This is a genomic window from Micromonospora sp. B11E3 (genome assembly GCF_039871625.1).
Lineage (GTDB): Bacteria > Actinomycetota > Actinomycetes > Mycobacteriales > Micromonosporaceae > Micromonospora.
The window spans coordinates 1-21,143 of the sequence record NZ_JBDPMC010000016.1; the positions used below are offsets into that span (position 1 = coordinate 1).

A 21,143-nucleotide genomic window follows, 5' to 3' on the forward strand; every position below is an offset into this window, starting at 1 on the left:
CGCCCACCACACCCGCCCCCGAAGATCCGGACAAGTTCACGGAAAGTGTTGCTTCGGCACGTCGGCAGGCCACAGTTTCTGGGAAACTGCGCGGATCTTGGCGCGTCCCGTTGGGGCGCGGTGGGTGGGTTCGGCAGAGAGAGTGCTGGCAGGCCGCGGTGAATTCGCTGACAATCGCCGGCCGGGCTGGCCGGATCGCGGCTTTCGTGGCAATCCTTGGGGCCATGGCTCTCCGGTCGCCGCTGTCGCGGCTGTTCACCGTGCTGCTCGCCGGCCTGCTCGCCGGCCTCGCCCTGGCGGTCGCCGCGCTGCCGGGCAACCTGCTGCTCGGCTGGGCCGCGAAGTCGGCCATCGGGTCGTACGCCGCGCTGCCCGCGGCGCTGCGCACCCCGGCGACCCCACAGCGGTCGTACGTCTACGCCAGCGACGGCAAGACGCTGATCACCACGTTCTACGACGTGAACCGCACCGACGTGCCGCTGACCGAGATCGCCCCGGTGATGCGCCAGGCCATCGTCGCCGCCGAGGACCGGCGGTTCTACGACCACGGCGGCGCCGACCTGCGCGGGCTGGCCCGCGCCCTCGTCGCCAACGTCGCCGGCGGCACCGAGCAGGGCGGCTCGACGCTGACCATGCAGTACGTCCGCAACGTGCTCAAGACCGACCCGAACCGCACCGCCGAGCAGCGGGAGGCCGCCACCGAGCAGACCGTCGGGCGCAAGCTCCAGGAGATCCGGTACGCCACGGCGCTGGAGCAGCGGCTGAGCAAGGACGAGATCCTCAACCGCTACCTCAACATCGCGTACTTCGGCTCCGGCGCGTACGGGATCGCGGCGGCCAGCCAGCGCTACTTCGGCAAGGCCCCGGCGGACCTGACCCTCGCCGAGGCGGCCCTGCTCGCCGGGCTGGTGCAGTCCCCGGACGCGTACAGCCCGATCGGCGGGAACGCCGACGCGGCGCTGGCCCGGCGCGCGTACGTGCTCGACTCGATGGTCGCCACCGGCGCGGTCACCGCGCAGCAGGCCGCGGCGGCGAAGGCCGAGAAGCTCGCCCTGCACCCCACCGCGCAGCCCAACGGCTGCACCGCAGTGGCCGACGGCCACGACGACTGGGGCTTCTTCTGCGACTACCTGCGGCAGTGGTGGCTGACCCAGCCCGCCTTCGGCGCGACGGCGGACGAGCGCGAGCAGGCGCTGCGCCGGGGCGGCTACACCGTGGTCACCTCCCTGGACCCGAAGATCCAGGCCACCGCGCAGCAGCAGGCCAGCGCCGTCTACGGGTACGACAACAAGCGCGCCCTGCCGATCGCCGCCGTCCAGCCGGGCACCGGCCGGGTGCTGGCCATGGCCGTCAACCGGCACTACAGCCTCGACGCGAACCCGGCCGGGCAGGCCAACCACCCCAACACCGTGAACCCGCTGATCTCCGGCGGCGGCGGTGTCGACGGCTACCAGGCCGGCTCCACGTTCAAGCTGTTCACCATGCTCGCCGCCTTGGAGTCCGGGCGGCCCCTGGCCACCGGCTTCGACGCGCCCAGCAAGCTGCCCACCCGGTACCCCGACGGCGGCGAGGGCAACTGCGACGGCAGGTGGTGCCCCGCGAACGCCAACCCGCAGTGGATGGACGGCTACCGCACCATGTGGGACGGCTTCGGCCGCTCGGTGAACACCTACTTCGTCTGGCTCGCCGAGCAGGTCGGCGAGGACAAGGTGGTCGAGATGGCGCAGCGCCTGGGCATCCGGTTCCGGGCCGACGCCGACGCCGACTTCGCCCGCGGCGACGCGGCCAACTGGGGGTCGTTCACCCTCGGGGTGGCCGCCACCACCCCGCTCGACCTGGCCAACGCGTACGCGACCGTGGCCGCCGAGGGGACGTACTGCTCGCCGCTGCCGGTGGTCTCGGTGACCGCCGGCAACGGCGAGAAGGCGCCCGTCGGCGAGCCGTCCTGCAAGAAGGTGCTCGACACCGACGTGGCCCGGGCGGCCACCGACGCGGCCCGCTGCCCGGTCGGCCAGCAGACCACGTACGGCCAGTGCGACGGCGGGACCGCGACCGCGGTGGACCGGATCGTGGGCCGCCCGGTGGCCGGCAAGACCGGCAGCTCGGAGAAGAACGCCACGGAGACCTTCGTCGGCTTCACCCCGCAGGTGGCCGTCGCCGGCATCGCCGCCAACCCGGACGACCCGGGCGACTCCGTCGGCTCGGCCGTGCAGGCCCGGGTCATCGACGCCGTGGCCCGGGTGATCAGCACGGCGGTGGCCGGCCAGCCGGTACGCGACTTCACCGCGCCCAGCCGCGAGCTGGCCGGCGAGGTGCACCGCCCGGTCGAGCCCACGCAGCCGCAGCAGCGGTCCGACCGGAGCGGTCTTCCGCCCGGCCTGCTCCGCTGGCTGCAGGGCCGGCGCGGCTGACCTCCCGAGGCGGGGCCCGCCGGGGCCCGCCGGTGGGTCGACCCGGGGCGGTGGTCAGCGGTTGGCGCCCGGCTGCCACAGGACGTCGCCGCGCTCCCGGTTGGCGTAGCGGGCCAGGATGAACAGCAGGTCGGAAAGGCGATTCAGATACCGGGCCGGCACGGGGCTCACGCTTTCCGGGTGCTGCTCGAGTGCCAGCCAGGCGGACCGCTCGGCCCGTCGTGCGACGGTGCGCGCCTGGTGCAGGAGGGCGGCGCCGCGCGTACCACCGGGCAGGACGAAGCTGCGCAGCTTCGGCAGTTCCTCGTTGTACCGGTCGCACTCCCGCTCGAGGAACTCGACGTAGCCGTCGTCGATTCGTAGCCGGGAGCCCGGCTCCTCGTCGTCGGTCACCGGCGTGCACAGGTCGGCGCCGACGTCGAACAGGTCGTTCTGGACGCGTACCAGGAGGGTTTCGGCCTCGGCGGGCAGGTCGCCGACGGCCAGGGCGACCCCGATCACGCTGTTGGCCTCGTCCACGTCGGCGTACGCGACCAGCCGGGAGTCGTTCTTGCCCACCCGGCTCATGTCGCCGAGCGCGGTGCTTCCCGCGTCCCCGGTCCTCGTGTAGATGCGGGTCAGGTTCACCATGGCGGTCTCCTCTCCAGAGACGGGTGATCAGCGGACGCCGACGGCCAGCCGGTCCGCGAGGTCGCGGGCATGGGCGGCCGCCGGCAGACCGCGCTCCGGATCGGGGGCCTCCGACAGGAAGACCAGGGCGAGCATCACCGCCGCGTCGAGCCGACAGACCAGCAGCGCCGGGTCGTCCGGCGGGGGCACCTCGGCGCAGGCCGCGTACCCGGCGCGTACGGCGGCGACGTCCAGCTCGTTCTCGGGGTAGCGGGCGTACTCGACGAGCCGTCCGAACTCGACGGTGGCGTCGCCGAGCAGGGCGTTGGACCAGTCCAGCAGCGCCTCCGTCCGGCCGTGGGCGCGACGGATGTTGGCGCTGCGTACGTCGAGGTGCACGAGGCCGGCGCCGGTGACGCCGGCGAGCCGGCTCAGCAGCAGCGCGGCATCGGGCCCAGCGGGCCAGTCGGCCACCAGCCGGCCGATCTCGTTCCAGCGCCGCCGCAGCCTGGTGGCGATCACCTCCGCGCCGCGCAGGCCCTCCGTCGCCGCGGGAAGCACGCGCGGCGGTGGGGGCAGTCGGTGCAGGCGGGCCAGCAACCGGCCGAGATCGTGGCAGTCGAGCGCGCTGCCGTCGTCGTCGACGTATCGCGAGACCAGGACGTCAGGAAGGTCCCCGGCCGCGCCGCCCGGGGTGCTGCCGTCGTCGTTTCCGAGGTGGATGCCCACCGGCTCGGCCACCGGGAAGCCCAGACCGGACAGGTGCCGGGTGATCTCGTACTCCTGGATCAGCAGGGCCCGGGTGTCCACCCCGGGATCGTTCGCGTTCGAGTCGAACCTGCGCGGGGCCAGTCGGAGCACCACGGGTCGCCGTCCCCTGGCGAGTCCCCGGTAGACGGTGAACTCGAGCCCCTGGCCGATCAGCTCCAGGCTGTCGAGCCGCCAGCGGGTGGCGAGGCGTTCCATCAGGTCTTCTCGGGCGTCCACGCGGTACCTCGTCTCTCGCGTCGTTCTCGTCTTCCGTCCGGCCGCCGGCGGCCTGTCTCACCCGGCCCGGCCGTCCCGCCTGAGGGCCGGCGCGACGAGCGGGCACAGGGCCAGCAGCACCACCCCGCCGGCGGCGAACGCCCCCCGCGGGCCGGCCGTGTCGGACACCCAGCCGAAGGCCAGCGCGCCGAACGGCATCATCCCCCAGGCGACGAGCCGGTAGACGCCCGTGGCGCGGCCCCGCAACCGATCCGGGATGATCGACTGCCGCAGCGAGACCGCGACGACGTTCCACACCATGATCCCGGCGCCGCCCGCGGCCCACGCGACCGCCACCACGGCCGTGCTGGCGGTCGCCGCCACACCCAGGCCCGCCGCACCGATCAGCGCCAGGCTGCCGAGCAGCGCCGGCACCCGTCCGGCCGATCGGGCGACGCCGGCCGCCACCGCACCGCCGAGCACTCCGCCCAGCGCACCGGCGGACACCAGCAGGCCGTATGCCGCGGACGGCAGCCCCAGGACCTCCCGGACGAGGATGACGAAGACGGCTATCTGGCCGAGGTAGACCGCGTTGATCAGCCCGGCGGTCACCGTCAACACGCGCAGCAGGGGATCGCCCGCCACGTAGGCGACCCCGTCCCGGATGTCCCGCCACAGCCGTGCTCCGGCGTGCCCGTCCGTCGCGGGTGCCGCCGGCGCGGCGGCCGGGCCGCGGATGTTGGCCAGCAGCGCCGCCGAGAGCAGGAAGGAGACCGCGTCCACCGCGAACGGCACCAGCCGGTGGACCGCGAAGAGCACCCCGCCCAGCACGTGGCCGAGCAGGTCGCGGCAGAGCGTCTGGACGGCGAACAGGCGCGAGTTCACCGTCTCCAGCCGCTCGGGCCGCACCACGCTCGGCAGGAACGCGAACGCGGCGCAGTCGAACAGCACCTCGCCGACACCGAGCAGGAACGCGACCGCCACCAACGGCCACAGGGTCAGCCAACCGGCCGCCAGCAGGCCGATCGCGGCCACCAGCGTCCCCGCGCGGAGCAGGTCGGCCCGCACCATGAGCCGGCGCCGGTCGACCCGGTCCGCGTAGGCGCCGGCGGGCAGCCCGAACAGCAACCAGGGCAGCGTCGTGGCCGCGGTCACCACGGCCACCTGGAAGCCGTCACGCAACAGCACCGTCGCCAGCAGGGGCAGCGCGGCGAACCGGATGCCGTCCCCGAGGGCGGAGACGCCCGCCGCGCCGACCAGCCAACGCGCGGCGGTGCCGCCGGCCGCCACGTCGACGCCGGTACTCCGCTCCATCAGCCGGGCCGCCCGGGAGAGAACACCGCACAGCGCAGTTCCGTCGTGTACCGCTGTCCGTCCACGGCGAACCACCGCTGGTCGGGCCCCGGCAGCATCTCGCTGATCTCCACCGTCCCCCGGGCCCGCCTGGCCAGGCGACACAGTTGGCGGACGAGCAGCGGCGCCTCCCAGTCGACGTAGATCGGCTTCGGCTCGCCGGGCAGCTTCACGAAGACGTGCCGCGGCAGGTCGTGCTCGGCGCGCAGCCGGCGAGCGGCCAGGAACTCAGCGCCGTCGTCCGCCGCCACCCGGTCGCCGGAGTACGCCAGCCCGCGCAGCCGGTCGGCCGGCACCCGCCACGTCTCCCGCTGCAGCACCACCCGGCCGCACCGGATCCGCGGCACGTGCGCCAGTACGGCGGTCTGGAGGCCGACCCCGCCGAAGTGCCGGGGGAACGAGAACGGCGACAGGGGATCCTGCCGGATGCTCGGACCGCCGGCCGGCGGCGCCATCAGCCGGATCCGTCCGGTGACGCCGTACGCCCGCAGCTCCGCCCGCCCGTCCCGGACCATCACGTACAGCTGGGACGGCTGGATCACCTGGTCGCGCCGCTGCCGGGAACGCCCGTAGACCTCCAGGTCCAGGCAGGGGTAGCAGAGCTGGGTGGAGGACTTGTCCGGGTGTCCCCGGGTCAGGTTGACCAGCACCTCGTCCTCGTCGAGCAGGGACAGGTAGCCCTGGTGCACCTCGGGGAGCAGGTCCGGCGCGCGCTCCTGCACGAGCGGGCCGAAGCTGGTGTGGGTGATGACCTCGCGTACGGCGTGGCAGTCACCGATCACCGCCGTGAAGTCGCCGGCGGCCAGGGCCTCCCGGCTCGGCGCGGCGAACAGCACGTCCGGGTTGCACACCGCCGACGGGTGGGCGACGCACTCCTTGAGGACCTCCGCCATCCGCGCGCGGTCGACGACCACCTCGGAGCGGTCGGTGTCGGCACCCAGCAGCGTCGACATGATCGCCTCGTCCAGGGCGGCCAGCTCCGCGTCGATCGGCGCGCACTCGGCCGCGAGCCGGTCGCGGTCGGCGATGAACTCCGCGTACAGCAGGTCGAGGGGCACCTCCACGCCGGGGCCGAACCGGTCGGTCAGCCACCGGGTCAGCACCCGCATCTCGCGCCGCATGCGCAGCCGCGGCCCGGCCAGCACCACCTCGTACACGATCGACAGCTCGTCGGCGATGAAGCGCGCGACATCGGGCCCGATCGTGAGGTCCCGCAGCGGCGAGTGCGCCTCCTCGAAGAGGATGGCGCGGTCGGCGTAGTGCAGTCCGCTGTTGCGGTTCGCCGGGCCGCCGGTCAGCCGCTCGAAGCGGACCTTCGCCTCGGCCAGCAGCCCGGGGCGGGTGGCCGGCGGCGCGGCGGCGAACCGCACCAGGTCGCGCTCGAACGCGGCGATCTCGTCGAGGACCGGCCGGGCGTGCTCGTCGTCGGCGGGCAGCAACTCGCGCAGGGCGGCCAGCGGACGGGAGTCGCCGGCCGGAACCTCCAGTTCCGCGATGAGCTGCTCGTCGCGCACGAGTGCGGACACCACCTCGTCGAACGACCGCCCGTTGCCGGCGCCGTACTCCTGCCACTCGGCGCGCAGCTCGCGGAGCGTGCGCTCACCGTCGCAGCGCCGCCAGAGCCGCTCCTCGGCCGGCGACACGTCGGTCCGCGAGACGTGCCGGAAGTGCCACCCGGTGTCGAGGCCGTCCCGGGTGGTGAACGCGTACAGGTCGAGCCGCCCGTCGCGCAGGAAGGCCAGCGGTCGCCGCCGCGGACGCACGTACCCGGCCAACTCGGGGATCTCGCCCGCCGCCATGGCGAGGCGTTCGGCGGCCCAGTGGGCGAAGCAGGCGTGGCGCCGCAGCGAGCCCCCGGCCGCGAAGGTGATGCCCGGGGCGTCGCCGACCCGTCCGACGGTGAACGGCCCGAAGTGCGAGTTGGTCTCGTTCTTCGTCGTGACCCGCTGCAGGTACATGGTGAGCAGGTCGGTCATCTTCCGGGTCCGCCGCCCCACCTCGCCCCGGAACGCCTCGGGCCCGGCCCGGAACGAGTCGAGCCAGGCCGCGAACCCGGGGTAGGCCGCGTCGTTCGACAGCAGCAGCACCTCACGCAGCGCCGGATCCGCGAAGGCGGCGACGACCGCGAGACCAGCCGCCTCCAATCGCTGCCGGTGCCGCTCGCCGAACGCCGACCACGCCCGCGTCAGCGCGGCGGCGCCCTCCTGGTACGCGCGCAGCACCGACGCGGCCGACTCGGGCAGCTCGGCGGCCACGGCCGCGTAGTCGTCTGCCGGGATCGGGCGCAACTGGCCGATCCGGGACGACACCCGCTGCCGGCTCGCCACCCGGTGCGACCGCAGCAGGCTCCGCGCCTCGTCGGCCCGCGCGATCAGGGCGACCCGCCGGGCGAGCAGATCGTCGGCCTCCGCGCCCGCCTCCGGGGCGACGAGCGGGTCCAGCAGCTCCATGGGGAAGCCGGCCTGCCGCAGGACGACGACCGGCATCAGGTGCCACGTCGCCTCGGTCGCCCGGAACACCCCGTCGTCCGGCGCGGTGGCCGCAATGCTGTCGGCGGTCATCGGCGCACCCCGCTGACGTGTCCGGCCTGACGCCCGCGCAGGGCGTCGACCAGGGCGTACGGCTCGGTGGCCCGCGTCGGCAGCAGCCCGGGGGCGGACACCCACCGCTTGACGCGTGGGCCGTGATAGTCCGAGCCGACGGTGGGGGTCAGCTCGGCGGCGGCGCACAGCCGCTCCAGCCGGGCGCTCTCCTCCGGCGTGTGCCAGCTGGTCCAGACCTCGATCCCGGCCAGCCCGGCCGTCGCCCACTCCCGCAACGTGCCGAGGCACTCGGCGTCCGACATCGACGCCAGCAGCGCGGCCGGGTGGGCGAGGACCGCGACCCCACCGGCGTCGGCCACCCACGTCAACACCTCGGTCAGGTGGGGACGCCAGGGTTGCGGCACGTGCAGCGGTTGACCCGGCCGGCACCAGTCGTCGGCGATCTTCCAGTAGGTGTCCGGCCCGTACCCGCGGAAGCGGGGATCCTCGCCGGCCGCCTCGGCCAGCAGCGCCAGGTAGTCGCCCACGTAGGCGACCCGGTCGCCGCCCAGCCGGGCGGCCACCCGCGCCCAGCCGAGCGGCACGCCCAGCTCCTCGGCCCGCCCCGCCCACGCCCGCCACCAGGTCAGTTCCCCGTCGTGCACCCGGCGCAGCCGCTCGCCGAGGACCGGGTCGGCCGGGTCGACGAGATACGCGAGGCAGTGCACCTCCTCGCCGCGCCAGGTGGCCGTGATCTCGCAGCCGGGCAGCACGGTGAGGGCTGCTCCGGCGGCGCGGGCGAAGGGCTCGACGCCCGCCATCGTGTTGTGGTCGGTCACGGCGACGATCCGCAGGCCGGCGGCCAGGCAGCGGGCGGCCAACCCGGCCGGTGTCTCGTCGCCGTCCGAGCAGCGGGTGTGCAGGTGCAGGTCGACCGGTGTGGCCACGGTCGCCGCGACACCGGGCATCAGCCCACCTCCGGCAACCGCCGCCGCCAGGCCGCGGCGAGCCAGCGCTCGTACTCCGGGCCGGTCGGTGTGTCGACCACCAGGCAGAGCGGCTCCAGCAGCCGGCCGGGACCGCCGGCGAGGCCGCCGTGCAGCATGGTCAGGTTGTGCCCGAGCAGCAGGTCGCAGTGTTCTCCCGGCGCCATGACCTCCCAGCGGTCGCGGAACTCCGTCCAGTTCAGCCCCGTGGCCGCCAGGGTCTGGTGGCAGTACAGCCGGGCGGCCTGTCCCGTACAGCGGCCGCACGGGCAGCGCTCGGCGAGCGGCACCGCCGCGGGGTAGCGTTTCCGGCTCTCGGCGTCGAGATCGTTCTCCGCGTGGTGGAAGGAGATGCCGTGCCACATGGGTTCGGCGAGGCCGAGCATGGCGCCGGGGGAGGGGTAGGGGCAGCCGTGCTTTGGCTGGCGCTCGGCCATCGACCGCAGGTTCGCGCCGAACCAGCGGGCCGTCGCCGCGACCGGGTCGACCGCGAAGTCGGGGCCGCTGGCGAGGTCGCGTGCGCGGACCACGTCGTCGATGACGGCGAGCCAGTCGTAGTAGGTCGTGACGCTCAGCCCCTCGCCGGGATCGGCCAGGAAGATGCCCTGGTACATCTTGTGCGCCGGCGTCGTCGTGTACCCGGAGGAGCCGAACTCCCGCAGCGCCGGATCCCACTCGGGCGCGTCCAGCAGGCTGGGCGTCAGGTAGGAGCAGTGCTGCCCGTCGTGGTGCGGCAGCAGCGTCCGCGTCTGGTACCCGTCGGGCACGTACGTCTGCTGGGGCTTGTCGACCTCCAGCCGCATTCGCCCGGGGGCGCCCCGGTCGATCAGGGTCCTGCGGACCTGCTCGGCCAGGCCGAGGGCGAGCCGGCGGCTCTCCTCGACACCGAGCCGGAGACGGCCGACGCGGAACACCGCGAAGCCGGTCGTGGTGAGCAGCCGGACGGCCTCGGCGGCCAGCCGGCGGGTGATCTCGTCCCGACGCTCCGGCGTACGCAGCAGGTCGGCGCAGTCGATGGACGCGGCGACGGGCGGGAATCTCATCGGTCCTCCTGTGCGCGCTCCGCCCAGGGATCCAGGCCGGACGGGGTGGTGTCGGTACGGAACAGGAAGTTGAACAGCAGGTGCGCGGCGATCTGCGGGGTGCTGCCCGACGGGTCGTAGCGCGGGGCGATCTCCGCGACGTCGAGGGCGCCGACCGGCAGCGCGCGCAGCGCCTCGTAGACGTCCAGCAGCTCGCCGCCGGTGATACCGCCCATGGTCACGTGGCCGGTGCCCGTGGCCGACGCGCTGTCGAGCACGTCGATGTCCAGCGAGACGTACACGGTGTCGCACTGTTCACCCAGCCGTTCGACGACCTGCCGGAGTGCGGCGGCGGCGCCGTCCCGGCGGATCGCGGCGCCGGGCACGACGTGGAAGCCGCGTTCCCGCAGGCTCTGGAACTGGTCGTACTTCGTCACGTCACCGACGCCGACGAAGGCGATGTCCTCCGGCCGCATGCCGGGCAGCTCGCTGATCCGGCGCGAGTTCGAGCCGTGGTAGAGCGGCCCGTGCAGCACGCTGGTGTTGCCGAAGTCGAAGTGGTGGTCGATGTTGATGAAACCGACCCGGGACTGCCCGGCCTCCAGCCGGGCGGCGCGGAAGCCGGCGAAGGTCGGGAACGTCGTGGAGTGGTCGCCGTTGAGGAAGACGAGATGCGGCGCCGACCGGGCCAGTCGCTGGCTCTCCGTCGCCACCGCCTGGAAGGTCCGCACGGTGTCGGTCGGGTAGATGTGCAGGTCGCCGACGTCGGCCACCCGGGGCGCGACGTACCGGAACGTGTCACCCGTGCGGGTGTCGAGCATCTTCCACTCGCCCAGGCTGCGCAGGTAGCTGGCGAACACCAGGCTCGCCTGGCGTACGGCCCGCGGCCCCTCGGCGGCGCCCGGGCGGGAGCTGGCCGTCGCGTCGAACGGGATGCCGGAGACCGCCCACCCGTCCGGGCCCACGTCCAGCTCGTCGGCGCGCGCCGACGGGGCCCCGAACAGGGTGGCCACGCCGGCCCAGCCGGGCAGCGGATCCTCGGCGAAGTCCTCTGGCTTGACGCTGTTCTGCAGCGCCGCGAAGTCCGGTAGCTCGGTCATCGGGTCTCCGATCCAGCGGTGGTGAGGGCGCGCGTCGAGGCGCGGACGATGCGGTGGGCGGCGGCGATCTTCTCCTGGAACAGCTCCCAGCTGCGCTCGGGCGTGAGGTGCGCGGGCCGGTACACGACCGGGGCGTCCTCCCGCCAGTCGGCGAAGTCCCAGTTGACGATGCGGTCGCGCAGCCGGGCGAAGTCGGGGATCAGCGGGTAGGGCACGAAGTTGTAGAGGTTGAACAGCCACAGCGCGTCGCTGTTGTCGCGCAGCCAGTGGAGCGTCTGGCGGTGCGACTGCTCGGTCTCCTCGTCGAGCCCGCCCATCATGTTGAGCACGATGTGCAGGCCGGCGTCCTTGAGGTCGTGGATCTTCTCCGTGTAGTGGTCGAGGCCGCGGGAGAGCTTGTTCAGTCGCTTCATCATCTCCGAGTCGGCCGACTCGAAGCCCAGCTCGACCGCGATGACGCCCAGCTCGCGCATGCTGTCGACGACCCAGTCCTTCACCTGCATCACGTGGGTCTGCACGATGAACCGGTAGCCGGGACGGTCCCGGAAGACGTCGATCAGGTTCTGGACCGCCTCCCGTGACTGCCCGAAGGTCTTGTCGCCGATGTAGAGCAACCGGGTGTCGGGGAAGCGGCGGGCGATGTCGTCCACCTCGGCGGCCAGGGCGTCGCGCGACACGAGGGTCAGCTGCCTGCTCCACGCGTCGCCGCAGAAGGCGCACTCGTAGAGGCAGCCGTGGCTCGCGTTGAGCCGGATGAGCGGCACGCTGCCGCCGTAGTTCTCGAGGTGCCGGTACTCCGGCGTCCAGGTGATGCGCTCCGCCGACAGCCCCCGCCGCGCCGCCTTCTCGCTCTCGCCCCCGTCGCTGCCGCCGAGGACCCTGATCCGGCGGGCGAAGCCGACGTCCAGTTGGCCGCGGTGCACGAGGTGCACGGCGTCCTTCGGCGCGAGCGGCGCCATGTTGCCCCCGAGGACGACACGCCGCCCCGCGGCCTCCAGCCGGCGCGCGATGTCCAGGGTCAGTCGGAAGTTCTGGGCCAGCGGTGACGCCAGCACCAGTTCGCCCGGGACCGTCGCGTCCATCAGCGCCTCGACGCACGCGGTGACCTCGGCGGGCGCCTGCGACAGATCCTGGAAGGTGGACTCGAATCCGGCGCTGTCCATCAGCGCCGTCAGGTGAGCCACCCACAACGGCATCTCCCACAGCCCCCCGGAGGGGATGAAGTACTCCGGGAAGAGTTGGCGGAACACCTTGTCGTAGTCCAGGTAGTAGTCGGAGAGATTTCGGTCCGGCTCCCGGGTCGACGGGAACGGGAGTTGCACGATGCAGCATCTGGGCACGACTCGACTCCTTCAATGGAGTTTGCGCGGCGGTCAGCGGGCAGGCATTCCTCGTCGCGAGAAGACAGCGCACCGGAGTTCACTGGCGTATTTCTTTCCGTCCACTTCCAACCAGAGGCCGTCGCGATCCGGCAGCATTTCGCTGAACTCGACATCCGAATCGACGCCCCGCACCAGCCGGAAGAGTTGCCGTACCAGCAACGGTGACGACCAGTCGACGTACACCGGCTTGGGCTCGCCCCTGACCTTCACGAATCCCGTCCGCGGCAGGCCGAGCGACCGCCGCAGGCTCTGCGCCGCGGCGAACTCGGCCGCGTCCCCGCCGGCGGGCCGGACGCCCGGGCTCCACCCCCGGAACTCGCGCGCCGGGATCCGCTGGCGAGCCCGCTGGAGCACCACCCGGCCGTACCTGATCCGGGGTAGTCTGCGGCGATCCGTGCGCAGCCCCAGGCCACCGAAGTGGCGTGGGAAGGAGAACGGCGAGAGCGGGTCCTGACGGATGCTGGGACCACCCGCGAGCGGCGCCATGAGCCGTACCTGCCGACCGGTGCCGCGAACGCGGAGCTCCAGTCGGTCCCGATCGGCGACGACGACCAGTTGGCCGGGTTGGACGACGAGGTCGCGTTCCTTGGGCGAGCGGCCGTAGACCTCGAGGTCCGGGCAGGGATAGACCAGTTGCGCGCCCGTCTTGTCGGGGTGGGCCCGGGCGAGGTCGACCAGCACCTCACCGTCGTCCAGGAGGTCCAGGTAGCGGGTGTGGACCTCGTCGAGGAGCTCCGGCGCCTCCGCCTGGATGAGCGGGGCGAAGCTCGAATGCGTCAGCACCTCCCGCAGGGCGTGGCAGTCCCCGACCACGGCCAGGAAGTCTCCCCGGGCCAGGGCGGCCGCGTCCGCCGCCGCGAGCATCACGTCCGGGTTGCAGAGCGCCGGCAGTTCGGCCGGGTACCGGGCGAGCACCCGCTCGACGCGTTCCCGCTCGACGACGACCTCGGGCTCGGTCCCGGTCCATCCTTCGAGCAGCGTCTCCAGGACCGTCCCGTACGCGGCGTCGATCTCCCGGTCCACCAGCAGGCAGTCGTCCCGCAGCGCGCCCCCGTGGGCGTAGAAGTCCGCGTAGAACCGGTCGAGTGGGACCTCGACCCCGCTGCCGAACCGCTCGCGCACCCACCGGGCGAGCAGTTCCCGTTCGCGCAGGATCCGCAGGCGGGGGCCGAGCAGTGCGATCTCGTACACGAGGGAGAGTTCGTGGCTGATCAACTCGGCGACGTCGGGGCCGATGCGCAGCCGCCGGACCGGCCCGTACGCCTCCTCGTAGAGGACGGACCGGTCGGCGTAGTGCGTGCCGCTGCCCCGGTTGGCGCTGGTGCCGGCGACCCTCTCGAAGTCGTCCTTGACGGCCGCCAGCGCGGCGGGACGGTCGGCCGGGGCGGCTGCCGCGAAGTCGTCGAGCGCCGTGCGGAACCGCCGCACGACCGCCAGCCCACGTGCCCCGGCCTCGTGGCCCTCCGACGCCAGGCCCCGCAGCTGCGCTGCCAGGACGCCCAGCGGGTCGGGAAAGCCGATCGGGATCTCCCAGCGGCCGACGAGCCAGTCCCGGTCGACCAGCTCCCGCAGCACCTCGTCGAGGTCGCGGGTGACGGCCGGGTCGCGGCGCCGCCAGGCCGCACGCAGCTCGGCGACCGTCCGGTCCCCGTCGCAGTGGTGCCAGAGCCACAGCTGGTCGGCGTCGAGCTCGGCGGAGGCGACCGCCACGAAGCGCCAGTCGTCCGGCATCCCGGTGGTGGTCCGGAAGGCGTACAGGGCGAGCCGGGAAGCGGTCACGAAGGCCAGCGGCCGGCGCCGGGGTCGGACGAACTCGAACGCCTCGGGCTGGGCGCTGAACACCTCGGCCAGGCGCTCGCCCGCCCAGTGGCTGAGGAAGGCGACCCGGCGCAGGGGCCCGGTGGACCACGAGACGCCCGTGGCGTCGGGGTCCAGCCGGGCGACCGAGAGCGGCCCGAAGTGCGAGTGGGTCTCGTTCTTCGCCGTGACCCGCTGGAGGTACATGGTGAGCAGGTCCGTCATCCGCCGTACGTGGCCGGGCGACCCGGTCGCGCCGCGGTCGAGCCACGTCGAGAAGTCCGCGAACCGCGCGTCGTTCGACAGCAGCAGCACCTCACGCAGCATCGGATCGGCGAAGAGTTCCACCACGGCTCGGCGGGAACTCGCCAGCCCCTCGGTGACGCACGAGTCCAGCCCGGCCCAGGCCCGGTCGAGGTCGTCGGCCGCCTCCTGGTAGCTCTCGACGACACGGAGTTCGGGGGCCGTGAGCGCGGCTCGCAGCCGGGCCAGCTCCGGCTCCGAGAACGGCCGGAGCATGCCCACGCCGGAGGCGAGGTCGCCCCCGGTGCCCGCGCCGGCCGCACGCAGTACCGCCTTCACCTGCCCGGCGAGGCGGCGGGTGGCGTCGCGCCGGTCGAGCAGGGCCTCGGCTCGCCGGACCGCCGGGGCGTCCACGAGCCGGTCCAGCAGCGAGAGGGGGAAACCGGCCTGGCGCAGCAGCGCGACGGGAACCAGCGACCAACCGGAGCGGACGTCGTCGGCGGGCGCTGCGACGTCGGGTCGTTTCTCGCGTTCGATCAGTTCTGCGGCAGCAGCTTCCATGCGCGAGTCTCCACAGTCGACAAATGGTGACGGCACGCCGGCGACCTCCTGCCCCGGGCGGGTTCGGCAGGAGTGTGTCAGCTGGCGAAGGACAGACTCGGATAAGTCTTCGTCGTCATTTCCCCGGCGCGTCGAAAACCGGCAGATGTCGCCGCTCGGATGTTGATTCGGCGGCGCTGTCGACGCATTTATCAGGAACGCGGCCGCCGGTGCCGCGGAATGGTCTCCGTTGCGTGGTCGCCTTGATCTCCATCGCCAGGAATATACCAGAGTAAATGTGATGAGGCCAATGCCCGGTCGGCGTCAGATGGATGCGGGCCGTCGGGGAAGGATCATGACGTCCCGGTGGCGGATCTGGTCCGGAGTCCGACCCGGGCCGCCTGTCGGATTCGGGCGGGCGGCTCCGACCATCGGTGACAGCGCCCGCCCGGGGCGCCGAGCAGGAGGTTCATCGCCATGCGCAAGCTCGTCCACTGGGTGCACCAGTCCGTCGACGGGTTCATCGAGGGGCCGAACGGCGAGTTCGACTGGCCGCACATGGGGCCGGAGCTGTCCGCGTACTCCATCGAGCTGACCGGCCGGGCGGACGCCTTCCTCTACGGCCGCCGGGTGTGGGGCCTGATGTCGCACTACTGGCCGCGCGCGGAGCAGGTGTCGCAGGACCCGCACAACCTCGCGTTCGCGCCGGTGTGGCGCCACACCCCCAAGATCGTCATCTCCCGCACGCTGGAGCACGCCGACCACGGTGCCCGGGTGGTCGGCCGCGACCTGGCCGCCGAGATCACCGAGCTGAAGGGGCGGCCGGGCGGGGACCTGCTGCTCACCGGCGGCTCCGGCGCCGCCGCCGCGCTGACCCGGCTGGGCCTGGTCGACGAGTACCAGGTGGTCGTGCATCCGGTGGTGCTCGGCGGGGGCACGCCGGTCTTCCCCGACAGGGAGCGCCTCGACCTGCGGCTGGTGGGGACGCGGACCTTCGACGGGCGGTCGGTGCTGTTGCGCTACCAGCGCGCGGCGGGCTGAGGCGGGGGCCGGGGCCGATGCGGCCCCGGCCCTGCCGATCAGGAAGCGACCAGGTCGTCGATCTGGTTGATCGCCCCCGAGGCGCCCTCCACGACGCCCATGTCCAGCACCTGCTGCAGCGCCTCGGCGGAGGCGTACCTGCTCACGTAGGTCGCGCGCGTCCCCCCGTCGTGCTCGGTGAAGGTGTAGACGTTCTCCGAGACCGGCAGTTCCGGATTCGGCTTGAAGTCCAGGTCGGCGAAGCCGTCGTCGAAGGAGAAGCCGCGGGGCTCGTCGACGGTGGTGACCAGCCAGTACCCGGCGTACTTGTCACCCTCGGGGCCGGTCATGTAGTAGGTCACGCGGCCCCCGGGCGTGAGGTCGTGGTCGACCACGGTCGCCGGGTGGCTCGGCGGTCCCCACACCTTCTCCAACTGGCGGGGGTCGGCGTACACCTGCCAGATGCGCTCCACCGGCGCGGCGAAGTCCGCGGTGATGGTCAGGGTCAGGTTGTCGAGGTCGTGCCGGACGTCGGTCACGGGCATTGTTCAGTCCTCCTGGTCGGGGTCGGCTGCGATGAGTACGTCGATGCGTGCGATGCGGCCGCGCCAGATCTGTTCGAGCTCGGTGAGCATGGACGCCACCGACCGCACCGCCGCCACGTCGCCGCTGGTCAACTGCTCACGGCCCCTGCGTCGTTTGGTCAGCAGGCCGGCCTTCTCCAGCACGGCGACGTGCTTCTGTACCGCGGCGAAGCTCATGTCGTACTTCGCCGCGAGCGCGGAGACCGAGTGCTCCCCGGCCAGCACGCGGCGCAGGATGTCGCGCCGGGTGCGGTCGGCGAGCGCGTGGAACAGGGCGTCGGCCCGGTCGTCGCTCTCCTCGTTCACCACCCCACTATACAACCGATCGGTTGTACGTTGTCAAGCGCCCTCGACAACCAGCGGCGGGCGGTCCGGGGCGGTCCGGCAGAATCGTCGGGTGCCCGTCCACGAGATCACCGAACCCGACGACGACCGGATCGCCGACTACCGCGCCCTGACCGACGTGGAGCTGCGCACCCGGTGGGAGCCGCCGCACGGCCTGTTCATCGCCGAGGGGGAGCTGGTGCTGCGCCGGGCGCTGCGGGCCGGGTACGCCCCCCGGTCGTTCCTCGTCGACGCGAAACGGGTCGACCAGCTCGCCGACCTCGACACCGGCGACGCCCCCGTGTACGCGGCCAGCCCGGACGTGCTCCAGCGGGCCACCGGCTTCCACGTGCACCGGGGGGTGCTCGCCTCGTTCCGGCGCAAGCCGCTGCCCGACCCGGCCGAGGTGCTCGCCGCCGCCCGGCGCGTGGTGATCCTCGAGGACGTGAACAACCACACCAACCTCGGCGCGATCTACCGAGGGGCGGCCGCGCTCGGCGTGGACGCCGTTCTTCTCTCACCCACCTGCGCCGATCCGCTGTACCGGCGGAGCGTACGGGTCAGCATGGGGGAGGTCTTCGCGGTCCCGTACGCCAAGTTCGAGCGGTGGCCGGCGGGCCTGGACCAGGTCCGGGAGGCGGGCTTCACCGTGCTCGCCATGACGCCGGCCTCCGACGCCGTGCCGATCCAGCGGCTCACCCCCGCGCAGCGGGAGCGGGCGGCGCTGCTCCTGGGCGCTGAGGGCCCCGGCCTCACGGAGGCGGCCCAGGCCGCCAGCGACGTGAAGGTGGTCCTCCCGATGCGCCGTGGGGTGGACTCGCTGAACGTGGCCGCGGCCGCCGCCGTCGCCTTCTGGGAACTGGGCCGCGACGACCCGGTGTAGGAAGGGCGCCGGGCGGCGGCAGGGACCGACCGAGGCGATCCCCTGCCGGGCGGCGACGCGGCGGGCGGAGCGGTGGCCCGCAACCAGGTAGCGTGTCGCCCGTGTTCCCCACTGTCCGTGAGGTGCTCGCGCTCGACCCGGTGCGCCACGGCGCGCCCCGCCTGGTCGCGGGGGAGTCCGGCCTGGACCGGCCGGTGCGCTGGGTGCACGTGGCCGAGGTGCCGGACATCGCCCCGCTGCTGCGCGGGGGCGACCTGGTGCTGACCACCGGCATCGGGCTGCCGGCCGACGACGCGGGGCTGCGCGAGTTCGTCGGCGCGCTGGCCGACGTCGGGGTCTCCGGCCTGGTGGTCGAGCTGGGCCGCCGGTACGCCAGCGCGGTGCCCCGGGTGATGGCCGCCGCCGCCGAGCGGCGCGGCCTGCCCCTGGTCGAGTTGCGGCGGGCCACCCCGTTCGTCCGGGTCACCGAGGCCGTGCACGCGCTGATCGTGGACGCCCAGCTCACCGAGCTGCGGGCGACCGAGGAGATCCACCAGCGCTTCACCGAGCTGTCGGTCGAGGGCGCCGGGCCGGCCGAGGTGGTCTCGCAGGCCGCCGAGCTGGCCGGCTGCCCGGTGGTGCTGGAGAACCTGTCCCGGCAGGTGCTCGCGTACGACCCGGCGGGGGAGAGCGCCGAGCTGCTGCTGGACGGCTGGGAACAGCACTCGCGGCGGATCAACCCGGCCGGGCGGACCGCGTACGACCCGGACAGCGGCTGGCTGGTGACCACCGTCGGGGCCCGGGGGCAGGACTGGGGACGGCTGCTGCTGCGCTGGCCGGCCGGCAGCGAGCTGACCACCTGCGGGCGGCTGTCGCCCGGCCCCGGCCAGGACGCGGAGGCGGACCCCGACGGGGACACCGTGCCCGGCCGCGCCGAGGTGGCGGCGCCGCCCGCCGCCCCGCCGACCCGGCTGACCATCCTCGTCGAGCGGGCCGCCTCCACCCTCGCGCTGGGCCGGCTGATCCGCCGCGACGCCGAGGGGCTGGAGCGGCAGATCCACCGCACCCTGCTCACCGCGCTGCTCGACCACTCCCGGCCGGTGGACGAGGTGGCCCTGCGGGCGCGGGCGCTGGGCGTGGTGCTGGAACGGCGGCACCTCGTGGGCGTGGTGGTGCGGCACCGCGGAGACGAGCCGGCCGGGGAGAACGGCGGCGCGGGCGAGCCCGGCCCCGTCGACCCGGAGGCCGGCCCGGCCCGGCTGCGGGACCTCTCCGAGGCGGTCGGGCAGGCCCTGCGCGAGGCGAAGCTCACCGGGCTGAGCAGCGCCGTTGACGACCAGGCCGTGGGCGTCCTGCTCGCCCTGCCCGACGTGGCGGCCGAGGAGCGGGCGCTGGCCGCGTTCGCCGCCGCGCTACGCCGCGCCCGGGTGGACGCCGGGCCGAGCCGCGCGCCGGAGGCCACCCCGGGCCGCCGCGCCGGCGCCGGAGGCGCCCGCCCGGGCGTGGGGGCGCCCCGGAGCGCCGGCTGCGGGCTGATCGTCGCCGCCGGTTCGGGGGTCGGCAGCCTGCGGGAGGCGCGCCGCTCGCTGCTCGAGGCCCGGCAGATCGCCGACGCGGCCCGGCGCGACCGGCGGGACCTGCCGATCTTCCGGCTGCCGCACGTCGGGCTGGCCGGCCTGCTGCACCTGCTGCGGGAGGAACCGCGCCTGCAGACGTTCGTCGAGCGGGAGCTGGGCGCACTGCTGGCGTACGACGCCCGGCACCCCCGCGAGCAGCTGCTCGGCACGCTGCGGGCGTACCTGGAGCACGGCCGGAACAAGTCCGCGGCCGCGGCCGCGGCGCACCTGTCCCGGCCCGCCTTCTACGAGCGGCTGGCCCGCATCGCCCGCATCCTCGACGTGGACCTCGACTCGGTGGAGGCCTGCCTCTCCCTGCACGTGGCCCTGCTCGCCCTCGACGCGATCCGCACGCCGTGACGGGGCCGGCCGCCCGACGACCTCGGCCGGGCGGCGGGGACGGCGGACGGCGGCGAGGGCCCGGCGCGGTCAGGCCAGGGCGGTCAGGGCCTTGGCGTACGGCCCGGGGACGTGGTTCGGACCGCCGGGGGTGAACACGTCGGAGGTGGCCGCCGCGGACCAGGCGGTGGCCGGCACCGCGTCGACCAGCGCGCGGACGACCGGCGCGTCACGCCACTGCTCCTGCTCGGCGAGCAGGCTCAGCGCCACCACCGACTCCTCGACCTCGCCGACGCACTCGAACGGCTTGTGCCCGTCCACGCCCAGCAGTTCGCGGTACCCGGGGAGCTGCGCGGAGTCGGACAGCAGGTCGCCGCCGAAGATGTGGGTGACCCGCTCCCGGGACATGAATGGCGCCATGGCCAGGAACACGAACCGGCACTTGGGGCAGTCGCGGCACCAGCGCTCGCTCGCGTCGCGCAGCTTGAACGCGGCGTTGCAGCTGGTCACCACGTCGTCGTAGCGGTCGGTCTCGGCGAAGAGCCGGGCGATGTGCAGCTCGGACAGCGACCGCAGCAGCGAGAAGTACGGCTCGGTCAGGCCGGCGTGCTCGGCCAGCGCCGCCCGCAGCAGCCCCTCGGCCTCCACGCCCTTGGACCACTGGTGGTTGACCTCGTGGCCGTTCCACACCAGGTTCGGGTCGGACGCGGAGCGCTCGTTGGACATCACCACCGGGCCGAGCCCGTTCAGCACCGAGGTCGCGACCGCGATCAGCGAGTTGATCGCGGTGACCGGGATGTGCCCGTTGAGCGCGCCGGCCGCGTTGAGGTCGAGCAGCGCCGGGTCGATCCGGCGGCGGGCGGCCAGGGGGACCAGGTCGGACGCCCGGTTGACCGAGACGATGACGTGGTTCGGGTTCACCGAGAAGGGCACCGGGTCGAGGCCGGCCCGGCGCAGCGCCTCCAGGGTGACGATGGAGTCCTTGCCGCCGCCGACGGCCGACAGGGGCCGCCGGTCGGAGTTGTCGTACGGCCGGGCCGGGGCGACCTCGCCGGCCGGTACCTCGGGGGCCAGCTCCAGCACGTGCGGCAGCCGGTTGCGGTACGCGTACTCGGCCAGGCCCTTGGTGTAGACGGCGGTGACCAGCCGGGCGGCGGCCGGGCCCAGCGGCGCCGGCAGCACCAGCCGGCGCGGCGCGGCGGCCTTGTAGTAGCTCACCCCGGCGACGACGTGCAGCAGCTCCAGGACCCGGCCCAGGCTGGCCACGGTGGCGTCCGACGGCGGGTCCGCCGGCAGCGGCAGCGTGATCGCCTCGGTGAACCGCAGCTCGCCGTCCGGGCCGGTCAGGGCGTAGTCGAACAACGCCTCGCCGGTGGAGAGGTCGATGGAGTAGGACGGGAAGGTGAAGGCGTCCATCCGCCCGAGCTGTCCGGTAAGCACAGGTCATACTAGTCCGCGTCGGCCCCC

17 protein-coding genes are annotated in these 21,143 nt (G+C 73.7%); 4 read left to right on the plus strand and 13 right to left on the minus strand.

Annotated elements, in window-relative coordinates; all coding sequences use genetic code 11:
* Window positions 1-158: 158 nt before the first annotated feature.
* Window positions 159-2,411, plus strand: coding sequence for a transglycosylase domain-containing protein (locus tag ABGB16_RS11195; protein WP_347667932.1), 2,253 nt, complete (start codon window positions 159-161; stop codon window positions 2,409-2,411).
* A gap of 54 nt (window positions 2,412-2,465) precedes the next feature.
* Here the strand turns inward: ABGB16_RS11195 and ABGB16_RS11200 are convergent, their stop codons facing one another.
* The 10 genes from ABGB16_RS11200 to ABGB16_RS11245 form a co-directional block, all read right to left on the minus strand.
* On the minus strand, window positions 2,466-3,041 hold the full coding sequence (locus ABGB16_RS11200; RefSeq protein WP_347667933.1) for a cob(I)yrinic acid a,c-diamide adenosyltransferase: 576 nt from the start codon (window positions 3,039-3,041) through the stop codon (window positions 2,466-2,468).
* A 27-nt stretch (window positions 3,042-3,068) separates the two neighbouring features.
* A complete protein-coding gene (locus ABGB16_RS11205; RefSeq protein WP_347667934.1) occupies window positions 3,069-4,007 on the minus strand; it encodes an aminoglycoside phosphotransferase family protein in 939 nt (312 codons plus the stop codon).
* Between the two features lie 57 nt (window positions 4,008-4,064).
* Complete coding sequence (locus ABGB16_RS11210) at window positions 4,065-5,300, minus strand: MFS transporter (RefSeq protein WP_347667935.1); 1,236 nt, start codon at window positions 5,298-5,300, stop codon at window positions 4,065-4,067.
* Window positions 5,300-7,900: a lantibiotic dehydratase gene (locus tag ABGB16_RS11215; RefSeq protein WP_347667936.1), complete on the minus strand. Its 2,601-nt coding sequence runs from the start codon at window positions 7,898-7,900 to the stop codon at window positions 5,300-5,302. The genes ABGB16_RS11210 and ABGB16_RS11215 overlap by 1 nt, the downstream gene beginning before the upstream one ends.
* A complete protein-coding gene (locus ABGB16_RS11220; RefSeq protein ID WP_347667937.1) occupies window positions 7,897-8,829 on the minus strand; it encodes a PHP domain-containing protein in 933 nt (310 codons plus the stop codon). Before ABGB16_RS11220 ends, ABGB16_RS11215 begins: the two co-directional genes overlap by 4 nt.
* Entirely contained in the window at window positions 8,829-9,890 is a 1,062-nt protein-coding gene (locus tag ABGB16_RS11225) for a hypothetical protein (RefSeq protein ID WP_347667938.1), read from the minus strand. The genes ABGB16_RS11220 and ABGB16_RS11225 overlap by 1 nt, the downstream gene beginning before the upstream one ends.
* Window positions 9,887-10,969, minus strand: coding sequence for an arginase family protein (locus ABGB16_RS11230; protein WP_347667939.1), 1,083 nt, complete (start codon window positions 10,967-10,969; stop codon window positions 9,887-9,889). The genes ABGB16_RS11225 and ABGB16_RS11230 overlap by 4 nt, the downstream gene beginning before the upstream one ends.
* Complete coding sequence (locus ABGB16_RS11235; RefSeq protein ID WP_347667940.1) at window positions 10,966-12,309, minus strand: radical SAM protein; 1,344 nt, start codon at window positions 12,307-12,309, stop codon at window positions 10,966-10,968. The genes ABGB16_RS11230 and ABGB16_RS11235 overlap by 4 nt, the downstream gene beginning before the upstream one ends.
* 33 nt (window positions 12,310-12,342) lie before the next feature.
* A complete protein-coding gene (locus ABGB16_RS11240; protein WP_347667941.1) occupies window positions 12,343-14,952 on the minus strand; it encodes a lantibiotic dehydratase in 2,610 nt (869 codons plus the stop codon).
* Window positions 14,953-15,067: 115 nt separating this feature from the next.
* Window positions 15,068-15,205, minus strand: a complete 138-nt coding sequence (locus ABGB16_RS11245) for a hypothetical protein (protein ID WP_347667942.1) — start codon at window positions 15,203-15,205, stop codon at window positions 15,068-15,070.
* 203 nt (window positions 15,206-15,408) lie between these two features.
* Between ABGB16_RS11245 and ABGB16_RS11250 the strand changes: the two genes are divergently transcribed.
* Window positions 15,409-15,972 (plus strand): dihydrofolate reductase family protein, encoded by a 564-nt coding sequence (locus ABGB16_RS11250; RefSeq protein ID WP_347667943.1) that lies wholly within the window; start codon window positions 15,409-15,411, stop codon window positions 15,970-15,972.
* A gap of 38 nt (window positions 15,973-16,010) precedes the next feature.
* Here the strand turns inward: ABGB16_RS11250 and ABGB16_RS11255 are convergent, their stop codons facing one another.
* Together ABGB16_RS11255 and ABGB16_RS11260 are read right to left on the minus strand one after the other, a co-directional pair.
* Window positions 16,011-16,496, minus strand: a complete 486-nt coding sequence (locus tag ABGB16_RS11255; RefSeq protein ID WP_347667944.1) for an SRPBCC domain-containing protein — start codon at window positions 16,494-16,496, stop codon at window positions 16,011-16,013.
* 3 nt (window positions 16,497-16,499) lie between these two features.
* Window positions 16,500-16,841, minus strand: a complete 342-nt coding sequence (locus tag ABGB16_RS11260; RefSeq protein WP_347667945.1) for a metalloregulator ArsR/SmtB family transcription factor — start codon at window positions 16,839-16,841, stop codon at window positions 16,500-16,502.
* Here ABGB16_RS11260 and ABGB16_RS11265 point away from each other — a divergent pair.
* Both ABGB16_RS11265 and ABGB16_RS11270 read left to right on the plus strand, forming a co-directional pair.
* The gene (locus ABGB16_RS11265) at window positions 16,771-17,742 is read left to right on the plus strand and encodes an RNA methyltransferase (protein ID WP_347667946.1); all 972 of its coding nucleotides are present in this window, start codon (window positions 16,771-16,773) and stop codon (window positions 17,740-17,742) included. The two genes, ABGB16_RS11260 and ABGB16_RS11265, sit on opposite strands and share 71 nt — an antisense overlap.
* Before the next feature lie 92 nt (window positions 17,743-17,834).
* Window positions 17,835-19,697 carry a PucR family transcriptional regulator gene (locus ABGB16_RS11270; RefSeq protein WP_347667947.1) on the plus strand — a complete coding sequence of 621 codons (1,863 nt, stop codon included), beginning with the start codon at window positions 17,835-17,837 and terminating at the stop codon, window positions 19,695-19,697.
* A 69-nt stretch (window positions 19,698-19,766) separates the two neighbouring features.
* Here ABGB16_RS11270 and ABGB16_RS11275 read toward each other — a convergent pair whose 3' ends face one another.
* Window positions 19,767-21,116 carry a hypothetical protein gene (locus ABGB16_RS11275; RefSeq protein WP_347667948.1) on the minus strand — a complete coding sequence of 450 codons (1,350 nt, stop codon included), beginning with the start codon at window positions 21,114-21,116 and terminating at the stop codon, window positions 19,767-19,769.
* Between the last annotated feature and the right edge of the window lie 27 nt (window positions 21,117-21,143).

Excerpts from the sequence above, each read along its gene's own strand:
- ABGB16_RS11215 (WP_347667936.1), bottom strand. The coding sequence starts at position 7,900 with ATGACCGCCGACAGCATTGCGGCCACCGCGCCGGACGACGGGGTGTTC.
- ABGB16_RS11240 (WP_347667941.1), bottom strand. The coding sequence starts at position 14,952 with ATGGAAGCTGCTGCCGCAGAACTGATCGAACGCGAGAAACGACCCGAC.
- ABGB16_RS11250 (WP_347667943.1), top strand. The coding sequence starts at position 15,409 with ATGCGCAAGCTCGTCCACTGGGTGCACCAGTCCGTCGACGGGTTCATC.
- ABGB16_RS11225 (WP_347667938.1), bottom strand. The coding sequence starts at position 9,890 with ATGAGATTCCCGCCCGTCGCCGCGTCCATCGACTGCGCCGACCTGCTG.
- ABGB16_RS11245 (WP_347667942.1), bottom strand. The coding sequence starts at position 15,205 with ATGGAGATCAAGGCGACCACGCAACGGAGACCATTCCGCGGCACCGGC.
- ABGB16_RS11220 (WP_347667937.1), bottom strand. The coding sequence starts at position 8,829 with ATGCCCGGTGTCGCGGCGACCGTGGCCACACCGGTCGACCTGCACCTG.
- ABGB16_RS11265 (WP_347667946.1), top strand. The coding sequence starts at position 16,771 with ATGTCGCGCCGGGTGCGGTCGGCGAGCGCGTGGAACAGGGCGTCGGCC.
- ABGB16_RS11210 (WP_347667935.1), bottom strand. The coding sequence starts at position 5,300 with ATGGAGCGGAGTACCGGCGTCGACGTGGCGGCCGGCGGCACCGCCGCG.
- ABGB16_RS11255 (WP_347667944.1), bottom strand. The coding sequence starts at position 16,496 with ATGCCCGTGACCGACGTCCGGCACGACCTCGACAACCTGACCCTGACC.
- ABGB16_RS11200 (WP_347667933.1), bottom strand. The coding sequence starts at position 3,041 with ATGGTGAACCTGACCCGCATCTACACGAGGACCGGGGACGCGGGAAGC.
- ABGB16_RS11230 (WP_347667939.1), bottom strand. The coding sequence starts at position 10,969 with ATGACCGAGCTACCGGACTTCGCGGCGCTGCAGAACAGCGTCAAGCCA.